Origin of the sequence: Cyclobacterium sp. SYSU L10401 (genome assembly GCF_010993705.1) — a bacterium.
Lineage (GTDB): Bacteria > Bacteroidota > Bacteroidia > Cytophagales > Cyclobacteriaceae > Cyclobacterium.
This window is the reverse complement of record NZ_WOFO01000002.1, coordinates 560,091-581,281: the sequence shown is the minus strand read 5'-3', so window position 1 is coordinate 581,281 and position 21,191 is coordinate 560,091. Positions and strand designations below refer to the sequence as shown.

The 21,191-nt window shown below is 46.0% G+C and carries 15 protein-coding genes; 11 read left to right on the top strand and 4 right to left on the bottom strand.

What is annotated here, in order from left to right; genetic code table 11:
* Window positions 1-20 precede the first annotated feature (20 nt).
* Both GL182_RS07330 and GL182_RS07325 read right to left on the bottom strand, forming a co-directional pair.
* Window positions 21-836 (bottom strand): DUF1080 domain-containing protein, encoded by an 816-nt coding sequence (locus GL182_RS07330; protein ID WP_240469722.1) that lies wholly within the window; start codon window positions 834-836, stop codon window positions 21-23.
* A 68-nt stretch (window positions 837-904) separates the two neighbouring features.
* Window positions 905-1,951 carry a hypothetical protein gene (locus GL182_RS07325; RefSeq protein WP_163378982.1) on the bottom strand — a complete coding sequence of 349 codons (1,047 nt, stop codon included), beginning with the start codon at window positions 1,949-1,951 and terminating at the stop codon, window positions 905-907.
* Window positions 1,952-2,185: 234 nt separating this feature from the next.
* On the opposite strand from GL182_RS07325, the gene GL182_RS07320 reads away from it, so the two are divergent.
* From GL182_RS07320 to GL182_RS07310, 3 genes are read left to right on the top strand one after another with little or no spacing between them, the layout of a single operon-like run.
* Window positions 2,186-3,598: a Gfo/Idh/MocA family protein gene (locus GL182_RS07320; protein WP_163378981.1), complete on the top strand. Its 1,413-nt coding sequence runs from the start codon at window positions 2,186-2,188 to the stop codon at window positions 3,596-3,598.
* Between the two features lie 11 nt (window positions 3,599-3,609).
* On the top strand, window positions 3,610-4,662 hold the full coding sequence (locus GL182_RS07315) for a glycosylase (RefSeq protein ID WP_205603599.1): 1,053 nt from the start codon (window positions 3,610-3,612) through the stop codon (window positions 4,660-4,662).
* A gap of 6 nt (window positions 4,663-4,668) precedes the next feature.
* Window positions 4,669-6,216, top strand: coding sequence for a sulfatase family protein (locus GL182_RS07310; protein ID WP_163378980.1), 1,548 nt, complete (start codon window positions 4,669-4,671; stop codon window positions 6,214-6,216).
* 752 nt (window positions 6,217-6,968) lie between these two features.
* Here the strand turns inward: GL182_RS07310 and GL182_RS07305 are convergent.
* Entirely contained in the window at window positions 6,969-8,048 is a 1,080-nt protein-coding gene (locus tag GL182_RS07305) for a serine hydrolase domain-containing protein (protein WP_163378979.1), read from the bottom strand.
* 310 nt (window positions 8,049-8,358) lie between these two features.
* On the opposite strand from GL182_RS07305, the gene GL182_RS07300 reads away from it, so the two are divergent.
* Window positions 8,359-8,616 (top strand): hypothetical protein, encoded by a 258-nt coding sequence (locus GL182_RS07300; protein WP_163378978.1) that lies wholly within the window; start codon window positions 8,359-8,361, stop codon window positions 8,614-8,616.
* A 32-nt stretch (window positions 8,617-8,648) separates the two neighbouring features.
* Here the strand turns inward: GL182_RS07300 and GL182_RS07295 are convergent, their stop codons facing one another.
* On the bottom strand, window positions 8,649-11,609 hold the full coding sequence (locus GL182_RS07295; protein ID WP_163378977.1) for a DNA polymerase III subunit alpha: 2,961 nt from the start codon (window positions 11,607-11,609) through the stop codon (window positions 8,649-8,651).
* A gap of 638 nt (window positions 11,610-12,247) precedes the next feature.
* On the opposite strand from GL182_RS07295, the gene GL182_RS07290 reads away from it, so the two are divergent.
* From GL182_RS07290 to GL182_RS07260, 7 genes are all read left to right on the top strand, one after another.
* Window positions 12,248-15,361, top strand: a complete 3,114-nt coding sequence (locus tag GL182_RS07290) for a SusC/RagA family TonB-linked outer membrane protein (protein ID WP_163378976.1) — start codon at window positions 12,248-12,250, stop codon at window positions 15,359-15,361.
* A 17-nt stretch (window positions 15,362-15,378) separates the two neighbouring features.
* A complete protein-coding gene (locus tag GL182_RS07285; protein ID WP_163378975.1) occupies window positions 15,379-16,914 on the top strand; it encodes a RagB/SusD family nutrient uptake outer membrane protein in 1,536 nt (511 codons plus the stop codon).
* 94 nt (window positions 16,915-17,008) lie between these two features.
* Complete coding sequence (locus GL182_RS07280; protein WP_163378974.1) at window positions 17,009-17,431, top strand: VOC family protein; 423 nt, start codon at window positions 17,009-17,011, stop codon at window positions 17,429-17,431.
* Window positions 17,432-17,443: 12 nt separating this feature from the next.
* On the top strand, window positions 17,444-18,697 hold the full coding sequence (locus tag GL182_RS07275; protein WP_163378973.1) for an ectonucleotide pyrophosphatase/phosphodiesterase: 1,254 nt from the start codon (window positions 17,444-17,446) through the stop codon (window positions 18,695-18,697).
* Between the two features lie 90 nt (window positions 18,698-18,787).
* Window positions 18,788-19,174 (top strand): antitoxin Xre/MbcA/ParS toxin-binding domain-containing protein, encoded by a 387-nt coding sequence (locus GL182_RS07270; RefSeq protein ID WP_163378972.1) that lies wholly within the window; start codon window positions 18,788-18,790, stop codon window positions 19,172-19,174.
* 3 nt (window positions 19,175-19,177) lie between these two features.
* The gene (locus GL182_RS07265) at window positions 19,178-19,621 is read left to right on the top strand and encodes an RES family NAD+ phosphorylase (RefSeq protein ID WP_163378971.1); all 444 of its coding nucleotides are present in this window, start codon (window positions 19,178-19,180) and stop codon (window positions 19,619-19,621) included.
* 475 nt (window positions 19,622-20,096) lie between these two features.
* A complete protein-coding gene (locus GL182_RS07260; protein ID WP_163378970.1) occupies window positions 20,097-21,134 on the top strand; it encodes a ThuA domain-containing protein in 1,038 nt (345 codons plus the stop codon).
* The last annotated feature ends 57 nt before the right edge of the window (window positions 21,135-21,191 follow it).

Sequence of the window (21,191 nt, the reverse complement as noted above, 5' to 3'; positions counted from 1 at the left end):
TTTAAAAGCCCCTTTTTAATTTATTCTTCACTTTTTAAGAGATTCAATACTTCCTCCAATTTGGCAGGATCACTCTGGTACGGGGACAGGTCAAAAATTTCCACCCGTTTGAAATCAATGGGGTGGCTTTCGCTTTGCAGGGAGATAAAACCTTCTGAGATCAATTGCCCGTCCTTTTTTACTTCAGGATTGTGATTACTCACATTTCCGCCTCCCATTTGCGGCTGATAATAGGTAAGCACCGTATCGCCCTCCAGGATATGGTGAATGATGGAATCACCCAGGACAAGAAAATCAGCCGTTACCCATTGCTCTCCATGATAGGTCTTGGATGTTGAATTGATACAGTGGGGAGTGAAGAGTTCATTATCCATCACTACGTTAGTACCCGGGGTACAAAGGTTGCTCGTAGTTCTTGGGTTTTCACCATCTCCACCCAGCAACTGTCCTTCAATGGAAATGGGGAAATCCTGGTCTTTGGTCATGGTCTCCGGATCCTGTCCATGCAACATGACACCGGAATTTCTCAAAGCCCATCCTTCTCCTTCCGGAGCCTGTTCCCCTACAAATCGGTATTCTACCCGATAAAGATAATGAGAGAAGGATTCATCATAGAAGATATGACCATACTGTCTGTCGAAAGCTTCATAGCCATCATACCTGACTTTAAGCAACCCGTCCTCCACCCGGAAAGTATTGGCATAATTTTCATCCAGCTCATGTTTGGAAATTTTTATTCGCCAGTTGTCCAGGTCTTCGCCATTAAATAGGCTTCTCCAGCCATTCTTGATGTCTATTTCCTCTTCCTGCTTCTCAGTCGCTGGTGAACAAGCCATCCAAAGACCGCATATAAATATTAATATTATGGATTGAAAACGTTTACTTTTATTCATAGTGAAATTAATTATTGAAGATGTAACTTAAGTATTTTAATCTGGTTATTTGTTTGGCCTGTGTAGATGGGGTTGACTATTGCGTAAAAAGGGAGGTCAGGCCCTTCAAAATTTAAAATAAACAGGATTTCAAAAGGCAAGTTTACCGGCGCAGACCAGCCTGTTTTATCTGCGAAGACCTTTAGCTGCTGTCCGGGAGGTCTGTTTTTCTGCTGATTGGGTGAATTTTCCAATCCTTCAAAAAATGTTACGGCAAACCCATTCTCCAATCCGAAAAGCCCGGTAATCTCTCCTTCTGCTAAAACAGAACCGTCATTACCCAAGGGGATTTCCTGCCCCTGGATTTGGACAAAATTTGCTGTTTCCAATGGTATGGATTCCTCCCATGCACCACCCTCAACCAGGTTATAGCGATGAATAAGGGGCTCTTTGTTGAAAGCAAAATACAATTGATTTCCAGCGCAACTGATCAAGGCCGTGGGAGGTTCGAAATGGAGGTTTTTTTGGTATTTGCTTTCGGGAGATAGTTTTAGGTAAGGGCTGCTTTCACCTGTATTCAGGTCCAGTTTTTCCAGCAGGTAATTGTCACGGTAATAACCCAGGGAATAAGGGCTTTTGTTGTCCCTGCCTGGATAAAATAACAACAGCTCATTGTTCCATTTGTCTATGGTACTCACATTTCTCTTCAGATCCATGGTACCATTGGGAAAGGGCATAAACAGCTTTTCCTGTAGTCGAAGTTCTTCATCCAAAAGGGCTATTTCACCTTTTATCGAATGGGCTAAAACCTTCCCATCATCCAGGATTTTAAGCGCATTCACATAAAACAAGCCACGCTCACCTTCTGCAGGAATGGAATTTCTGATCAAAACCTTACCCGCACTGTCAAATTTAAGGTATTCGCCGGACCTGTAATTGTAGATAATTCCCCGGTTATCCTTAAAATCTCCTGCGTGGATTTCACCCTGGAAATCAATAGATAGCGTATCTTTAACCACCAATTGGAAAGTATGGCTATTATCACTGGCATCAGGACTGCAGGCGAATGCGAAAATCACTGAAACCAGGATTGGAAAAAATCTAGCTTGACAAAACATTCCGAAATTTAAGCTCAATTTATAACCCATTCAAACATTCTATTGAAAGTAATGCATAATTTTTTGCTATAAATCTCCGTATTTCTTCTAAATTCAGGACTGAAATGGTTCAATGTATTTACCTGCTGCTCTCAGAAGTGAAGGCATTTATCCAAAATCTAACCATAGCATTCGAAATAACCATATTAATTAATCATGAATAATTATCGTAGAAAGTTTTTGAAAAACAGCACTTTAGGTGTTGCGGGTGTTTCCCTGATACCCTCATTTGTATTGGGTAAACCTCTGGGCCATGTGGCACCAAGTGAAAAAGTCAACCTGGCCTGTTGCGGAATCGGCCACCGGGGAGGAAGCATCACCAAATCACTTCACGAAACCGGATTGGCCAATATTGTGGCCCTTTGCGATGTGGACATGGGAGCACCACATACCGAAGAAGTCATGAAAATGTTTCCCAACGTGCCCCGATTCAAAGATTTCAGGGAAATGTTTGATAAAATGGGGAAGGATATCGAAGCGGTAAGCGTAGGTACGCCGGATTTTTCTCATTTTCCCATTACCATGCTGGCCATGTCTCTGGGCAAGCACGTGTATGTAGAAAAGCCCATGGCCCGAACCTTTCAGGAGGTGCAGCTGATGATGGATGGTGCCGAAAAATACAAAGTGGCTACCCAAATGGGAAATCAGGGGCATTCGGAGGCCAATTATTTCCAATTTAAGGCCTGGAAAGAAGCAGGAATTATCAAGGATGTGACCAACATGACGGCCCATATGAACGGTCGCAGAAGGTGGCACGGTTGGGATACCAATATCATCTCCTTCCCGGATAAGCAACCCATACCCGACACCCTGGACTGGGATACCTGGCACACCACTGCTCATGAGCACGCTTATAACGAAGACCTGGTAAATGGACAATGGCGCTGCTGGTACGACTTCGGCATGGGCGCATTAGGTGATTGGGGCGCACATATCATGGATACGGCCCACGAATTCCTGGATTTAGGGCTTCCGGAAGAAATCATTCCGACCCGATTGGATGGTCACAACACCTTCTTCTTCCCCATGGAAACTACCCTCGAATTTAAATTCCCCAAAAGAGCGGACATGCCGGCCATGACCATTACCTGGTATGACGGGCAAAATAACATCCCTCCGGTACCGGAAGGATACGGAGTATCCGAATTGGACCCGAATATCCCACCTCCAAGTGATGGGCAATTGCAGCCATCCAGACTCAACCCTGGTAAAATCATTTATGGAAAGGACCTCACCTTTAAAGGAGGATCTCACGGTAGTACGCTATCCATCATTCCTGAACAAATGGGTAAGGATATGGCTTCCCAGCTTCCGGAGGTCATGGAAAGCCCTTCCAACCACTTTGCCAATTTCCTTAAAGCCTGCAAAGGGGAGGAGAAATGCAGGTCTTCCTTTGATATCGCCGGACCTTTAAGTCAGGTTTTTACCCTGGGAGTCCTTTCCCAGCGACTCAAGGCCCATTTGAAATTTGACCGGGAGTCCAAGCAAATCACCAATCACGCATTGGCCAATCAATTGCTGGCAGGCGTTCCGCCAAGAAAAGGCTGGGAGGAATATTACAAGCTTTAAAAGGCTTGTAGATGAATCGTTTTCAGCAATTTCTGCTGTTTACGCTATGCTGCTGGGGATGGGTTTGCTGCAAACCTTCCCCCCAGCTTCCCGTCGAGGTTTCGGCGAAACGCATGCAGGAAATTTACGAGCGGATTAAAACTCCCTATAAGTACGGTGTGGTGTTTCAGCACAGCGACACTACCAAACTGGTGGACAGCCCCACCATCTTTCGCCACGAAGGCCAATGGTACATGACTTACATCGTCTTTGACGGAAAGGGCTATGAAACCTGGCTGGCAAAAAGCGGCAACCTACTGGATTGGGAGGAGATGGGTAGGCTGCTCTCGTTTACGCAGGACACCTGGGATGCCAATCAAAAGGCAGGCTACCTGGCACTTGTAGACACCGATTGGGGTGCTGGAAACGAGGCAGGGACACATGCAGGCAAGTACTGGATGTCCTATTTGGGAGGAGCCACGGAAGGGTATGAAGCAGGTACGCTAGGTGTTGGAATGGCGAAATCGGATCACCTGGATAGGGCCGAAGAATGGGAGCGGATAGACGATCCGGTTTTGCTGCCTGGCGATTCTTCTGCCCGCTGGTTTGAAACCGATAAAATTTACAAGTCCCACATTATCCGGGATGAAGATCAACTTACCGGTTACCCTTTTGTCATGTATTACAATGCCAAAGGGGATACTGCTACCTATGAAAGTATTGGCATGGCAGGATCGGAAGACATGGTAAACTGGGCCCGGATAGGCGAGGGACCAGTCATCACCCGTGGAGAAGGTATTTGTGGAGATGCACAGCTAGTTAAGATAGACGACGTGTATGTCATGTTTTACTTTGGTGCTTTCTGGAAACCCGGTGCTTTTGAGCGCTTTGCCTGCTCCTACGATCTGGTCCATTGGACGGATTGGGAAGGGGAGGACCTGGTGGCACCCTCCGAGCCTTACGACTCCCAGTATGCCCATAAGCCCTGGGTAATTCGTTGGGAGGGAGTTACCTATCATTTTTACAATGCAGTCGGAGACCAGGGCCGGGTGATTGCACTCGCCACCTCCGTTCCTTTAAATTGAGAACCCATGAAAAATTTGTTGAATGTAAGTCTGCTCATCTGCCTGTTGGTTTATCCGGATATGGTAAGCCAGGGACAGGGGTTGGATGCGAAGGGGAATCCCCCCAATATTGTCATCATCTTTGCCGACGATATGGGTTACGGGGACATCAAGGGCCTGAACCCCTTATCCAAAATTGAAACTCCCGCCCTGGATGAAATGGTTGCGGAAGGCATTACCTTTTCCAATGCCCATGCGAGTGCCTCGGTGTGTACGCCTTCTCGTTTCGGCTTACTTACTGGGGAATACGCCTTTCGAACGCCAGCTGCGGCCCGGGGAATCGGAGGGTTTGAACCCCCTGTAATGGATAAAAATCGCCTTTCAATGGCCGCTTTTCTTAGAAATGCCGGTTACCAAACCGGAATAGTAGGGAAGTGGCACCTGGGTTTGGAATGGGTCACCAAAGATGGCAAACCTGCGGTGTTGGATGCCGAGAGTGGGTATTCTAATGTGGATTACGGCCAGCCAATTGGAATAGGACCGAGTGATTTTGGTTTTGACTATTCCTTTATCCACCCGGCATCGCTGGATATTCCACCCTATGTATTTTTGGAAAACCATAGGGTGTTGGACCCGGGGGTGATCTTGACCACGGAGGTGTACCCTACCCGAAAGGAAAACACGGAATTTTCCTGGGATAAGAAACACAGCAACGAGCAGGCCGTGTACTGGGAAAAAGGCGTGTGGTGGAGACAGGGAGAAATGGCACCTACTTTCCGGGTGGAAGATTGCCTGGATGAAATCACCGGGCAGGGCCTGGCCTTTATCGAACGTCAATCGGCTGATACTCCTTTTTTTCTATACCTGCCGCTGACTGGCCCCCATACCCCCTGGCTACCTTCGGAGGAGCATACAGGTAAATCGGGAGCGGGGCTGTACGGAGATTTTGTCATGGATATCGATCAGGTGGTCGCGCGCATTAAGGAGCAGCTCCAGGCGCAGGGTTTGCTGGAAAATACCTTATTGGTTTTTGCCAGCGACAACGGGGCCTATTGGCCGGAAGAAGAGATTTTGCTATATGGTCACGATTCAAATAGGGGTGTGCGGGGCCAAAAAGGGGATGTGTGGGACGGAGGCCACCGGGTTCCTTTGATTGTTTCCTGGCCGGAAGGCATAAAGGAACAAGCAGCCTACCCGGGACTGGTCAGCCTGACCGATCTTTTCGCAACGCTTGCCGGCTTGCTGGATCAAACCATACCGGAAGGTGCGGCGATGGACAGCTACAGTTTTTTACCGGTATTGCAGGGAGATACGGATTTCGTGTTCCGTACGGAGATGGTGCACCATTCCTCCTCCGGCATGTTTGCCATCCGGACGCCGGAATGGAAATACATCGACGGGCTGGGTTCGGGAGGCTTTAGCGCTCCGAATCGCTTGCAGCCCGAGAAAGGTGGGCCCAAGGGGCAGCTGTACCGAATCCGGGAAGACCCCGAGGAAAGAGACAACCTTTTTTCGAATTATCCACGGGTGGTAGAGCAGCTTAAATCCCAACTAGAAGGGATAATTAATCGGTAACTTGTTTTTTTCATTAAAACATTGGGATTTCTGCCCCCGACTGGGTGTAGAACCTTCAGCCCCTATTATTCTTAACCTATTTTAAAGTTGGAATCCATCACATGCCATTTGCAATGGATCACTAAAGAATTTCTTGGTAAACAAGTGTCCAAAACTTTAAACAGTGTCTGGCTTGGGTTTGAAAAAGTACACATGAAAACCATGCCATTGAAATTTATCGAACTGAAATGATCGAAAATAGCATGCTTTACATTCATGAGAATCGGGTAAGGGCAGGAATCGTAGAGAAATCGGAAGCTAGTAGGTGTTCAAGTGCAAAGAATGATGCTGGATTGGTAGGTTTGAAAGCGGTAGATTGTTGGTGATTCCGTCCAATTTCCAATTACAAATTGGTATTGATAGAAGGGTGTAGTTGCCTACACCTAGAGGGGAATAAAATAAACCTAAAATTGAAATACCAATAGCCGGAAGAAATCAAATTCTAATAGGAATTCGCTAACTTTATAGAGCAAAAAGAAAATACCAATGGACACAGGTAAGATACGGGAAGAAATAAACCAATACCTGCAACATGCAGATCACCGGGTGTTAAAACTTATTTTAGTACCTATCAGCACCCTTCCAAAAAACCGAAAAGGAATAAATAGCAACCCTTCAATCTAAAAATGCATTTCTCAGAACTAAGCTGTTTCATATGTTTATAATTGTCTTTACGTAACTCGGCTCGTTTTAGAATGTCCTCAAGCATTTACCTAATCACTGAGTACTTCCCATATGGCGTCTAAAAACCGGAAAGGGATCAGGCTTTGATCCGGATTTTCGCCTAGCCGCACCAATACCAGCTTTTCAGAAGGAACCACACACAGGAATTGCCCATCTCTACCCATGCCACAAACCATATCCGAGGGGCCATTGGGAATAAAACTTCCCGGAAGGGGATTTTGAATCCCGGGAAGCATATAGCTTTCCTGGCCATTCAGCCACCAAAGGTAGCCGTAGCTTTCGTTCAAAGCTTGAGAGGGAGTCACCATGGCCTGAAGGTAGTGCTGGTCGCCGATGATTTCTTTGTTTTCCCATTTTCCTTTGGCCAGTATCATCAGGCCAAAACGGGCCATGGAGCGGGCATCGCTGAAAAAGACGCGGTTATGGCCTATTTCCTGCCAAAACCCGGTCATGGCTATTTTTGATCCTATCTTTTGTTGAAAGTAGGTGGCTATATCCGATCCGGTAGCTCCTTTAAGGACCTTGTCTAAAATAGTATAAGGCGCATTGTGATAGGCCCAGCGCTGTCCGGGATCAGCCAGGTAGTGCAGGTTTTGGGCAGAATAATCATCGGGGTTACTTACCCCTTCATCCAGCCCGGTAGTCATGCTCAGGTGGTGCCGTATTTGGATCCGGTTTTCTTGTTCCGGTGTCAGGCTGCTCCATCCGGGTCCCAGGATTTCCGAGGTGGGCTGGTCCAGGGAAAGGTGCCCTTCCTCCTGAGCGATGCCCACCAATGTTGCGGTAAGTGTTTTTCCCGCCGAAGCCCAGTACCAAAAAGCGCTTTGCTGAAACGGTAAGTTGGATGCCAGCCGGGTTCCGGCATAAAACTCCAGGGCAATTTTTCCCTCTTTCAATAGAATAAAGGCTCGTGTACCGTTTTCGGCCAGCAGCTTCTCCAGATTTTGAACCTTTTCTTCCTCCAGGTTTAAAGAAGTGGTTTCCCAATGCTCCGAATTGAGGGGAGGAAAGTAAAGGTCAATAGCGGGAATAGGTGTCGGTGATGGTGCCTCTTGGCAACTACAGAAAGCAATGGCAGAAAAAATGAACAAGAATAGATAATATTTCATATCAAACTCAAATTTTTCCCATAAAAGTAAGGACTTTTTGTGGAATTGATATCATGGAACAAAGACAGGGGATAGGCAGGTCAGCCGAAGAGGGGCGGATATAAAATTCCGGGGGAAGGTAAGGCAACATTGGTTTGGTAGTGGATGCAGGAGCAGGGTTAACGAAGCGGACTTGAAGAGTTATTTTGCCGGAACAAAATTATTCACTATTTAATCTTGAAAAAACCTGTTATAATACTTATTTTCAGCTTCAAATAGTAAACAAACCAAAATTGAAATCGATAAAATTTATCATAAAAATCCAGATTTTTTGAATTTTACCTTGGATGATTTACCTTATATCATTGTTGAAAAAAATTCCGATATTGTAGAGGCAGTTAGTTTAATCGGGTCTTTTTCCATAAGTGAAATGGAGAAAGGAATGTTAATTCAAAATGTTTTTTGCAGTAAGTTCATTAAAAGCCAGCGCGTCCAAATTGACCAGCTATGGGTTTTGGCGAGAGGCCGGGGATGGTATGGACGTTTCTTCTGCCAAAACGGCGGATCTGCATTTTTTTCCCAGGCTTGAAACCCCGGGCATTAGACCTGCCTTGCTCTTGGTCAATCATCGGCATTCCAATACGCCATTCGCTCGCAGCTGCTGACTTCCACACTATAGAAGCCGAATTCCTCCGTGACTTTTCCCTTGATCAGGTAGATGCCGCGGCCCTTGAAGGGTGTTTTTTTCACCACCGGAGGGAAATGCACCGTATCGATCCAGTGCCCTTCCCGGTCGATAAAGGTACCGAAGTTCATCACCTCCCCCTTCACCGTCCGGGTGTACTTGACCGTCACCAGGTAACCGACCAGCTGCACCCGTCTGCCCAGAAACTGCGCCATTTCCCTGGCTGCAATGCCACGGACCTGCTGTTCCTTTACCAATAGAAAAGGGGATTCCATCGGAAATTCCAGGATTTCGATCTGGTCAATGATCTCCTGCCTCACATCCGCCGCTTCCAGAACAGGAGGCTGCAGCTCCCGGAAGCCCGCCTGTGCAAACAGCCGCTGACTTCCTCCGGCCGGTTTTTTTTTGCGGTGCAGGATAAAATGCGCCTCCCAGAGTGTCTCCTGCTTGCTCTTGCCGGTGAAGCGAAAGCAGCCTATCCGTACCAGGATGAGCAATTGCTCCAGGCTGATGTCTACGCGGGAGACAAAGTCCACCAGGCTGGTATACATCCCTCCCTGTTGCCTTTCCTGCAGGATTTTGTCCACGCTTTCTTTTTGCAGGAACTTCATGTGGACAAAGCCCAGGTAGACGGTTTTGCCCCGGATGCAGGTCAGGTTTTCGCTTTCATTGATGTGCGGAGCTTGTACATCGGCGCCATTCATCCGGAGTTCGTGAATGTAAAACTCGGTAGGATAAAATCCTCCGAAATTATTGATGACCCCCACCATAAATTCCAGGGGGTAATGGGCCTTTAAATAAAGACTTTGGTAGCTCTCCACGGCAAAGGAAGCGGAATGGCCCTTGGCAAAGGAGTAACCGGCAAAGCTTTCAATCTGATGCCAGACCTCTCCTGTCACATTTGGCTCATGTCCTTTTTTTCTGCAGTTGGCAAAAAAGCTGTCCTTTACCCGCTGGAATTCGTCTTTGGAGCGGGACTTGCCGCTCATGCCCCTTCGCAGTACGTCGGCCTCGCTCAGGGAAAGGCTGGCAAAGTAATGGGCTACCTTGATCACGTCTTCCTGGTACACCATGATGCCATACGTTTCGGGCATGATGTCCCGGAGTACCGGGTGGGCCATTTCCCTTCTGGATGGATCTACATGCCGCAGGATGTACTCCCGCATCATGCCGGAGCGGGCCACACCCGGCCGGATAATGGAACTGGCAGCTACCAGTTCCAGGTACTCCTCCGCTTTCAGTTTTGCCAGAAGCATGCGCATGGCCGGAGATTCTACGTAGAAGGCACCAATGGTACGTCCCTCCCGCAGGTGCCGCTTGATTTTGGAATCTTTCTTGAAGGCGTCCACCTGGCGGATGTTCACTTCCTTGCCCTGATTTTGTTGGATGATTTCCAGGGTGCTTTTGATATGTCCCAGGCCCCTTTGGCTGAGGATATCAAACTTGTGCAGGCCTATGTCCTCCGCCACATGCATGTCGAATTGGGAAATGGCGAAGCCTTTAGGCGGCAACTCAGTGGCGGTATAGTAATGAATGGGTTTGTGGGAGATCAACACCCCTCCCGCATGGATGCTTAGGTGGGAGGGCATGTCCCGGATCACCTGGCTGTAGCCGTAGATCAGCTTGCCGTACTGGTCTGGCCGATAGTTGCTGCTTTCCAGCTTGTCACCATGGTAGATCAGGGACTCTATTTCAGACTTGGGCAGGCCAAAGACCTTGCCCAACTCCCGTAGCACAGAGTTGTACTGGAAGGTATTGAAGGTGGCCAGCAGGCAGACATGTTTGCTTTCGGGACGGTTGTATTTTTTGAAAATATAATCGGTGATTTCGTCCCGGTCTTTCCAGGAGAAGTCCAGGTCGAAGTCGGGGGGATTTTCCCGGTACAGGTTGATAAAGCGCTCAAAGTACAGGTCCAGCTCGATGGGGTCCACATCGGTGATGCAAAGGCTGTAGGCCACGATGCTGTTGGCCCCGCTGCCCCGTCCCACATAGAAGAAGTTCTTGTGCCGGGCAAAGTTAACGATGTCATAATTGATGAGGAAATAGGAGACAAATCCCTTTTGCTGGATCATCTCCAGTTCCTTGAGGATACGTTTTTCTTTGGTTTCATCCAGGCTCCCATAGCGCAACAGGGCACCTTTAAAGGTTTCCTGCCGCAGGTAGTCGAAGTCCTCCCAGTCGGATCCCAGAATGTCCCGCCTGTTTTTAACGGCCTGAAAGTAGAAGGAAAACTGGCACTGTTCGAGCAATTTCTGTGCATTGTAGATCAGGTAGCTGTGCCCTGCGCTGCGGTCCACCATATCTGCATAACTGTAAAAACGATCGGATGGATCTCCCTGCTCCGATACAGGTAATTTGCTCAGCAGGGTGTTGCGATCCATACAGCGGAGCAGGCGGTGGGCGTTGAACCCGGTTTTACCGGCAAAACTTACCGGCTGCAACAGGACCAGCCGGTCTTTATGCCTGGCCCAGGGGCTGTAGGGCAGTTTCTTCAGTTGGGAGGGGTGTAGGCCGATGTACTCGTTTTCCCGAAGGGGAAACTGGTTTTCGGAAAAGGGGTAAATGAAGAAGACATGGTCCATGGCCGGAGCCCGATCGGGGAAAGGCTGCTGGTGCACCAGGTGATGGGAGAGGTGGAGGTTCAGCGCATAGAAGCCATCCTGGTTTTGTGCCAGGCCGATGTACTGCTGATTGATGCCATTGCGGAAGTCAATGCCGATCACGGGGTGGATGCCATTTTTCTGGGCTTCCCGAATAAAGGGGAAGACCCCGGAAGTACTGTTGATGTCGGTTAAGGCCAGGGCATCGAGTTTGTGCTTTTTGGCTTCCGCCACCAGGGCTTCCACCGAAAGCGTACCGTACTTAAAACTGTAGTGACTGTGGCAGTTGAGGTACATTTTGTTTATTTAATTAACATTAATTGGTTAATAATATAAACATTAAAAAGTATTATTATGGATTGGAAAGCTATTTTTTTGGTAAGGGTAAAGTTGGGTGATCTGCTATCGGTAGATTTAAAACTGATCAATTGACAATAATAGGACAACAGAAATCCATGTTCGGAAAGACCTGATGTTTTAAAATTAATATACAGGATAGCCCTTTAATAGGTAATAAAAATATTTTTTTAAATGGATAAAGTATTATTTTTAGTATTTTATATTTAAAATAACAAAATAATATTACCATTTAAGTAGGTTGTTTTATAATACATAACAAATAAAATATTTAATTCTGTTTTATAGTTTAAGTTCATTATAAAAGGTTATATTAATGGTTATAATATTTGTTAAATTTTATTTACATTAATAGACCAGAATAAAGTAAATTCTGATCAAACCTATTCAGGTGGGATTTATTAAGGACCAACAGCTTCATTTTTCCCACTGCCACTTATAATGTTCCAGGCAAATGATGAGGACTTTCGATGGAAAGATCTGCTGCTAGTTTCTTTGGGTCTTTTTAGTATTCTTCAGCTTTGTGGAGCATTAGTTAGTATTTCAAAAATTAACATCAACTTAAACCCACAAAAATTATGCATGTATTTGTATTCAGGCGGTTAGATCCGCTTTTGAAAATGCTGTCCTTACTGCTGCTGCTTCAATTGGTTTTTATTGGGGGCACATGGGCTCATGAGACAATCTCTTCGGCAAAATTTGATCCAAGCATGGATATTGCGGTTTCAGGCACCGTTACTGACGCCAACGAGGTGCCCTTGCCGGGGGTAACCGTTACAGTCCTGGGTACCAATAGGGGTACTGTTACCAATCTGGATGGTAGGTATTCCATAACGGTCCCGGACAATGCTGAGTTGGTATTTTCCTTCATTGGTTTTACTTCGCAAACCATACAGGTAGGCAACCAGAGTACCATTAATGTGGTATTGGCAGAAGACCTGGCCTCCCTGGACGAAGTGGTAGTGGTCGGCTATGGTACCCAGAAGAAAGCCAACATGACCGGATCAGTAGCTACGGTGGGTGCAGATGAAATCATCAAGCGACCATTGACCAATGTGGCCGGGCTCCTGCAGGGAAAAGTAGCCGGTTTGCAGGTTTCTTCCCATTCCGGAAAACCAGGAAGCGAAAATAATTCCCTAAGAATTAGAGGTTTAGGTACATTCAGTTCTGCCGGTAGTGAGCCTTTGGTCCTCATCAATGGTATCGCCGGCGACATGACGAATTTAGATCCCAATGATGTAGAATCGGTCTCTGTGCTGAAAGATGCTGCATCAAGTGCCATATATGGCGCCAGAGCTGCCAATGGTGTCATTCTGATTACAACCAAAAGAGGTACTGAAGGTGCGCTCAGCATCGATATCCACAGTAATGTGCAGGTGCATCAGCCGACCAGGTTGCCCAGGTTGCTGAGCAATTCTGCCGATTACATGATGTATTGGAACCAGGGAAGACAAAGGGCCGGAGGTCAGGCACCCTATTTCAGTCAGGAGGAGATCGATGCTTTCAGAAACAATCCAAACGATCCCATCAATTATCCCAATTTTGATTGGATAGATCATTCTTTCAATACTGCCGTGGCCAATATGCAATCAGTACGGGTCAGTGGTGGTACTGAAAAAACCACCGTTGGGTTATCCTTAGGTTATTTTGACCAGCCAGGTTTGACCAGTCTCTATGAGTTCAAAAAATACAATGCACGGTTGACCGTGGATTCCAAAATTAACGATTGGTTAACGGTGGGCGGAGACATACAGCTGGTGAACAAAGATATCCAACGCAGCAATTGGGATAATGGAAACGTTGATTACCAGATCCTGGCCATCTATGGGGCGGGTCCCAATTATACACCTACCATGACCCTGCCCGATGGATCTACCGGTCACGTGGCAAGATACAGCTCCAATATTGGAGAATGGACGGTAAGAAATCCGGATGCTCAGGATGCCAGTGGCATCCAAACCGATATCAATTACAACGTTTTGCCCCAATTCTATGTGGAGATCAAACCTACCGAGCACCTGACCTGGTATACCAAAGGAGCTGTATCTTACGACAACCGGGCGCTGAAAAACCATGAAACGCCGGTGGATAATTATTTTTTCAAGGATGGCTCCTATGCCCACAATAACTCTACCTGGCAATTGGGAGTCAGGGAAACCTGGAATACCGGCATGTGGACCACTTTTTATTCCACATTGAATTACAGGCGCTTGTTTAATGATACCCATAATGTCAATATCCTGGCAGGGTACAACCAGGAGTATAGTTTAAATAGGCAGTTGAGAGGGTCAAGGGTTCATTTTCCAACCAATGAACTCAAAGAACTGGATGGAGGTGCTCCGCTGGACCAAACTACAGGTGGTTTTACAGAGGAATGGGCCATCATGTCATTTTTTGGCCGTGCCATGTATGATTACAATGAGAAATACCTACTGGAAGCCAATGTACGCTATGATGGTACTTCCAGGATTTCACCGGATAACCGCTGGGGAGTATTCCCTTCCGTATCTGCCGGCTGGAGAATTTCTCAGGAACCATTTCTGCAACAAAACCAATGGATAGATGAGTTTAAAATCAGGGGATCCTGGGGACAATTGGGTAATCAGAATGTGGGATTATATCCCTACCAGGAAGTTTTGACCACTACTTCTTATCCCTTCAATACTGCCCATCCGGGGGCTTATGTCAACCGGCTGGTAGATCCTAATCTGAGATGGGAAACCACCACTATGACTGATATTGGGTTTGATCTTTCGGTGAAGGAGGGACTGATCAATTTTACCTTTGATTGGTTTGATAAGGTTACGGACGATATTCTGTACAATGTACCCATTCCGGCCAGTGTGGGTCTTTCTCCTCCCACGGTTAATTACGGTAAAATGAGAAATACCGGCATGGAGCTGGAATTGGGATCCGTCAGACAGTTTGGTGATTTTGGCTATAATATCAGTGTCAATTTCTCCACTTTCAGAAATGAGGTACTGCGGATACTTTCTCCGGTTTATGGCAATTTTACCATTCAGGAAGGACTGCCCTTTAATTCTCATTTCATGGTGGAGTGGGATGGTATTTTTCAGAATGAAGAAGAAATTGCCAACAGCCCCCAGCACCAATTCAATCCCAAGCCAGGTGATTTGAAATTTGTGGACCAAAATGGAGATGGAGTAATCAATGCGGATGACCGGGTGGTCATGGACGGTGCTTACCCCAGGTTTCATTACGGAAGTACCATCAATCTTTCCTGGAGAAATTTTGATTTAAATGCATTTTTCCAGGGTTTGGAAGGCTACAAGCAGAGTACCCAGGGATTATCCTGGGGATTGGTGCCTTATATACAGGGTTCACCCCCTCCTTTGGATTTTATCGAAAACATGTGGACGGGTGAGGGCTCCACCAATGCACATCCAGCCATGTATATTTCCGGTTATGCTCCTGTGACAGGTACGCGTAATTCTTACTGGTTATTAGATGCTTCTTATTTAAGGTTGAAGAACCTGGCCATCGGTTACAATTTGCCAGACCGTTTAAATGAAAAATTAGGTTTGAAATTTACCCGGGTTTACATGTCAGGAGACAATTTGTTTACCATCACTGATTGGCCGGGTTCAGATCCTGAAAGAGCCAATACCAATTGGTTTCAGGCCTATCCTCAGATCACCAGTTACACATTAGGCCTTAAAGTTTCCCTTTAATCAAAATAACAATAACCATGAAGAAATATATAAACCATCTGATATACAATTATTTTCTGATAGGCCTGGTCGTTTTGTTTTCTGTTTCATGTACAGATTTTCTTGAAAGGAATCCTACCACCCAAATATCAGGCCCCACCTTCTGGAATTCCCAGAAGGATGCGGATTTGGCTTTGGCTGGTGTTTATTCCAGACTCAATACCAATACTTTTAACCATGAAGGGGTTTATTCCCTGGCCATTATGGCAGGGGATGCGAATGAAGGGGGGCAGAGTCTTGGAGCTGCTTCCACGGGTACCTTTGCTATGGGAATAATGGAAGCTGTTTCCGGAGGCTTGCTCGCAAACATTTACAACCATTGTTATCAGGGAATAGCTACCTGTAACTACTTTCTCGAAAATATAGACAGGGTAGATATGCCGGCAGAAAGAATTGTGCAGTACAAAGGAGAGGTGCTTTTTTTGCGGGCTTTCTTTTATTTTACCCTGGCAGACTTTTACGGAGGAGTGCCACTTTACACCTCTACGGTATCCGCTGATGATGCAAAGGTGGCCCAAAGTTCCCGGGATCAGGTGATCGATCAGGTTTTGGCTGATTTAGATGTAGCGATTGCCAGTCTTCCCAATACAGATTATAGTTCCAGTGGACACGCCGTAAGAGGCTCTGCACTTGCCCTGAAGAGTCGGGTACACCTATTTGAATCCGACTGGGCTGCTGCGGCACAGGCAGCTTCTCAGGTCATGACAGACGGGCAATTTAGCCTTTTTGCGGAAGATTGGGCAAACATGTTCCTGGCGGAAGGGCAGAGTGACAACCCTGAGATCATGTTTTCTACCAAATACCTCAATCCCGATAATTTCAGCAATCAGGATATCAGGATTCTCTGGCATGGCATATGGAATCCAAGACCAGAATTGAGAGATGCCTTTGAATGCATCGATGGTTTATCCATTGCTGAATCGCCCTTGTATGACCCCGATAACTGGAAGGAAAACAGGGATCCCCGGCTAGGTAAGACCATGCGGGATTTTAATGATGCGGCGGTCAAAGCGTCCGGTGAAGTGGTGGAGTTTGCCTACAATGGGGTTTCCATGACCGGACTGATGCCGGCCAAAGGAGGCAATGTAGAAACCCTGCCGATTGACTATTCCACCAAAAGCGAGCAGGATTGGGTATTGATCCGGTACGCAGAGGTTCTGCTAAATTTTGCGGAGGCCACGAATGAATTGAACGGCCCTACGCAGGCCGTTTATGATGCGGTAAACGCCGTTAGAACCCGCCCGGGTGTGGATATGCCATCCCTTCCTGAAGGCTTGAGCCAGGATGAAATGCGGGATAGGATCTGGAACGAAAGAAGGGTGGAATTTGCCTTTGAGGGCATGCGGTACAGGGATATCAAAAGGTGGAGATATGCTGAAGAATACATACCAACCCTGGTAGAGCCGGGGTCTGGTATACAGCGGCAATTTGATCCTGCCAAGCATTATTTGTTTCCCTTCCCTCAATCTGAAATTGACATCAACCCTAACCTGGAACAGAATCCGGGTTATTGATTTAAGCAATGAAAATAAAACATGAAGGCCTCAGGCTTTCATGTTTTATTTTTTAATTTTATGCCTTTCCGGATCATAAATCACCTAAACCAGTATGACTGCCATTCAACCCTTTCATCTTGCATTTCCTATCAGGGACATTGACGAAACCAAAACTTTTTACCAGGATTTGCTGGGATGTGAAATAGGCCGAAGCACTGATAAGTGGATAGATTTCAATTTTTTCGGACACCAGCTTTCTGCCCATGTGAAACCCGAAGAATTGGCTCAGGCAAAGGCCAATCAGGTAGACGGTAAAAATGTTCCTGTCAGACATTTTGGGGTGGTTTTAAAATGGAAAGACTGGCATGATTTGGCAGAGAAGCTAAAAAATCACCAGATCGAATTTATCATTGAACCCTATATCCGGTTCAAAGGGGAAGTAGGGGAGCAGGCCACCATGTTTTTCCTGGATCCTAGTGGCAATGCTTTGGAGTTCAAAGCCTTTCAGGATCCTAAACAGATTTTTGCCAAATGAATTTTACGAAGCATGAAACCATTATTTTCCAGTTGCTGGATTTTTCTATTGCTGCTATTTTCTACCAACTGGCTTTTTGCTCAGGAAAGGGAACCCTATCTGATATTAATTTCCCTTGACGGCTACAGGTACGATTACACCGATCGCTTTAAGCCGAAAAACCTGACCCAATTCATCGAGGAGGGGACTGCTGCGGATGCTATGATTCCTTCCTTTCCTACCAAGACTTTTCCAAACCATTATACCATTGCCACTGGTATGCTTCCGGAGCACCATGGCCTGGTAGACAACTCCTTTTATGAGCCCGAGAAAGATGAGGTATACCGGATGGGAGACAGAAGTATTGTGGAGGACGGCTATTGGTATGGTGGCACTCCCATTTGGGTTTTGGCGGAACAAAATGGTATAAAAGCAGCCAGCTACTTTTTTGTGGGATCGGAAGCTCCGATAAAGGGGGTCAGACCCAGTTACTATTATTCCTTTGATGGGAGTGTTCCCAATCTGAGTCGGATTTCCAAGGTTTTTGAATGGCTTCAGCTACCTGAAGCTGAGCGGCCAAGGCTCATCACCCTCTATTTTTCAGATATGGACGATGTTGGCCACCGCTACGGTCCCGATAATGATGAAAAGATTAAAGAGCGGCTGTACCGGCTTGACAGCGAATTGGGATCCTTGTTTGAAGGGTTGGAAAGTTTTGACCTGGACATCAATGTCATCATCGTATCCGACCATGGGATGACCAATGTGCCAAAGGAAAACCTGCTCAACCTGGATCATATCACCGAGGGCCTTGATGCCAGGGTGGTAAATAATGGTGCCCTGGCACATCTATACCTGGAAAATCCTGCAGAAATCGATGCTGTGTATCAACAAATAAATGCGCAGGAGGGGCCTTTCTCGGCGGTGAAGGTACAGGATTTGACTTATTATAAAGATCCGGAGAAATATAAAAGCCGGAAAGGAGATATCCTGATCATGCCTGAGTTGGGCTATTATCTGGCCACCATCAAAGGAATGGTGAGCTACCAAAACCGTTCTGCCATGTTTCAGACGGATGTTTTTGGAGAACATGGGTACATCCCGGAATTTCAGGACCTGCATGGTATTTTTTATGCCAATGGACCGGCTATAAAGGAAGGGTTTTCCCTTACTCCTTTTCAGAATATCCATGTTTACCCATTGCTATGCTCGATTTTAGGCTTGACTATTCCAGATGATATTGATGGGGATTTGGAGGTGCTGAAACCCATTTTAAGAGGGGAGTAAGATTGACTCGTTTAGCTTGTGTTGATCAAGAACAACAACAAAAATTCTTGGATCGAAAGAAAAAATACTTATTTTTAATAAAAATTTAATTTGAAGGAGGCACGAGACGATTTTCAGGTAGTGTACCAGGTGGATAAGGGTATTCACATTGACCTGTTTGATGAGTTGCTCAAAAAGTCAGGACTGCAAAAGCAGGTATTGTCCGCTTTATTGGGTCTGGACCCAAGGACTATAGATAATTACAGAAATAAAGGCAGGAGTTTTGGTACTTTAGAGGGAGAACTGCTTTTGAAATTAAATGAGCTGTTTGAATTTGGAGCGGAGGTTTTTGAAAGTAGTAAGGTTTTTAGAGATTGGTTGCATTCGCCCGCTTTTGCATTTGACAATAAACAGCCATTAGACTTCTTGAAATCAAATACCGGAGTTGACCTGGTAATGCAAGCATTATTGCGCATTGCTCATGGATACGTGGTCTGATAAATGGAACTTTTCAGGATTACAAAAGCTGCATTTTCACAAACAATTTTTGCCCCTGGATTTCCTGGAAGGTGGAACAGGGCAGGTGAAGAAGTCATATACACTTCATGGAGCCGCTCATTGGCCTGTTTAGAAAATATGGTACACCAAAACATAGGACAAACCAAAAGTACCTTTAGAACAATGGTCATCTATGTGCCCGACCAAATTTCGGCCAGACAGGTAAATTTGTCCGATCTGCCGAATGACTGGAACCAAAGCTCGTTTTATAATCCTTGCCAGCAAATTGGATCCCCCTGGTTTCAGAAAAATGAATCCCTACTGCTAAAGGTTCCTTCTGCGGTTATTCCTGATGAGTCCAATTATGTGATCAATACCCTTCATCCGGAATTTTATCAGGTAAAATTGATTGATGTACTGCCTTTTTATTTTGACAAGAGGCTTTGATCCTATTTGCTGGATGATTTAATTCCCCAAAATACGAAGTTTTTAAAGGAAAGAAGTGAACTGGCTGAACAATTCTTTTAGGAAGGTTTATAAATTGCGGCAATTTATTATGATCAACCGTGAAAATGACAATCGTTTTATTGTTCAGATTCAACGGAAAAAAGCCAGACATCTGTTTAAAATCCACGATATTCTCTATCTTTAGTTCAATGAAATTGGGGACAAATAGGTACTAAAAGTGTTGATGCCCTGAAAGCTGTTTTCGTCCTGTGGGTAACAAGGAAGTCGGCAGCCTAATGGATAGTGGCGAGAAAAGTAAATACATTAGTGCAAGTTTCAAATCTGACGAAAACCCAGATATTATAATATTTAAAATATAATAGCATGAAATCGAGCATGTCCCAAGCGACACACGGAGGAATGATTATCCAACATGCGAGATTCCATGTGGCCTATTAAAACAAATTATAAACACATGAAATTCCTTCCTTATTTTGTAATCTACTTGCTTTCACTAAATTTAAATGGTCATTTCGAAACTACAACCCGCTGGCTGGATAAGATGGACACGAGCGAGCGTTACCATGAACCGGAACGAAAAGCCCCTTTGAAAGCGCTAATCGTTGACGGTCAAAACAACCATTCGGTATGGCCGAAAGCTACCCTAATGCTGAAGCAGTACCTGGAAGAAACGGGGCTTTTTCAGGTAGCTATTTACAGAACCAGGTTTACCTGGGGCGCAGAAAGGGAAAAGGAGTACTTGCCATTAGCTGGAGTGGGCGCAACCACAGATCTGGAAAACCCTCAGCATGATCCGGATTTCTCCCCCTTGTTCAAGGATTATGATGTTGTGATTTCCAACTTTGGCTGGAAAGCTGCGGATTGGCCGGACGAGACCCAGAAAGCATTGGAAGAATATATGTCCTCCGGCGGAGGCTTTGTCTCCGTTCACGCTGCAAACAACTCCTTTCCTGACTGGCTGGAATACAATAAAATGATTGGCCTGGGAGGCTGGGGTGACCGTACTGAAAAAGATGGACCTTATGTGTATTATACTAATGAAGGCGAGCTGGTACGAGATCCTTCACCGGGGAAAGGCGGTGCCCATGGACCCAGCCATATTTTTCCCATCACCATTCGTAAAAAGGATCATCCCATCACCAGGGGAATGCCGGAAGTATGGCTAACTACGAAGGATGAATGCTATTCCCAATTGCGCGGACCGGCCGAAAACTTGACCATACTGGCTACAGGAAAGGATGTTTCAGGCAAAGCCCCTACTGACCGGCACGAACCCATGCTGATGGTGCTGGACTACGGCAAAGGGCGGGTATTTCACACCACCCTGGGGCATGATGATTTTTCAATCGAAAGCGTTGGTTTTATTACTTCATTTTTAAGAGGAGCGGAATGGGCGGCAACAGGAAAGGTTACTCAACCCATACCAGATGATTTTCCTACGGCAGAAAAATCAACTAGCCGGGATTTTAAGCTGAAAATTGATGGTCAATAAAACCGAATGGAAGCAGCAGCTATTGCATCAAGCCTTTCTTTAGTTGTTCCATTGGCA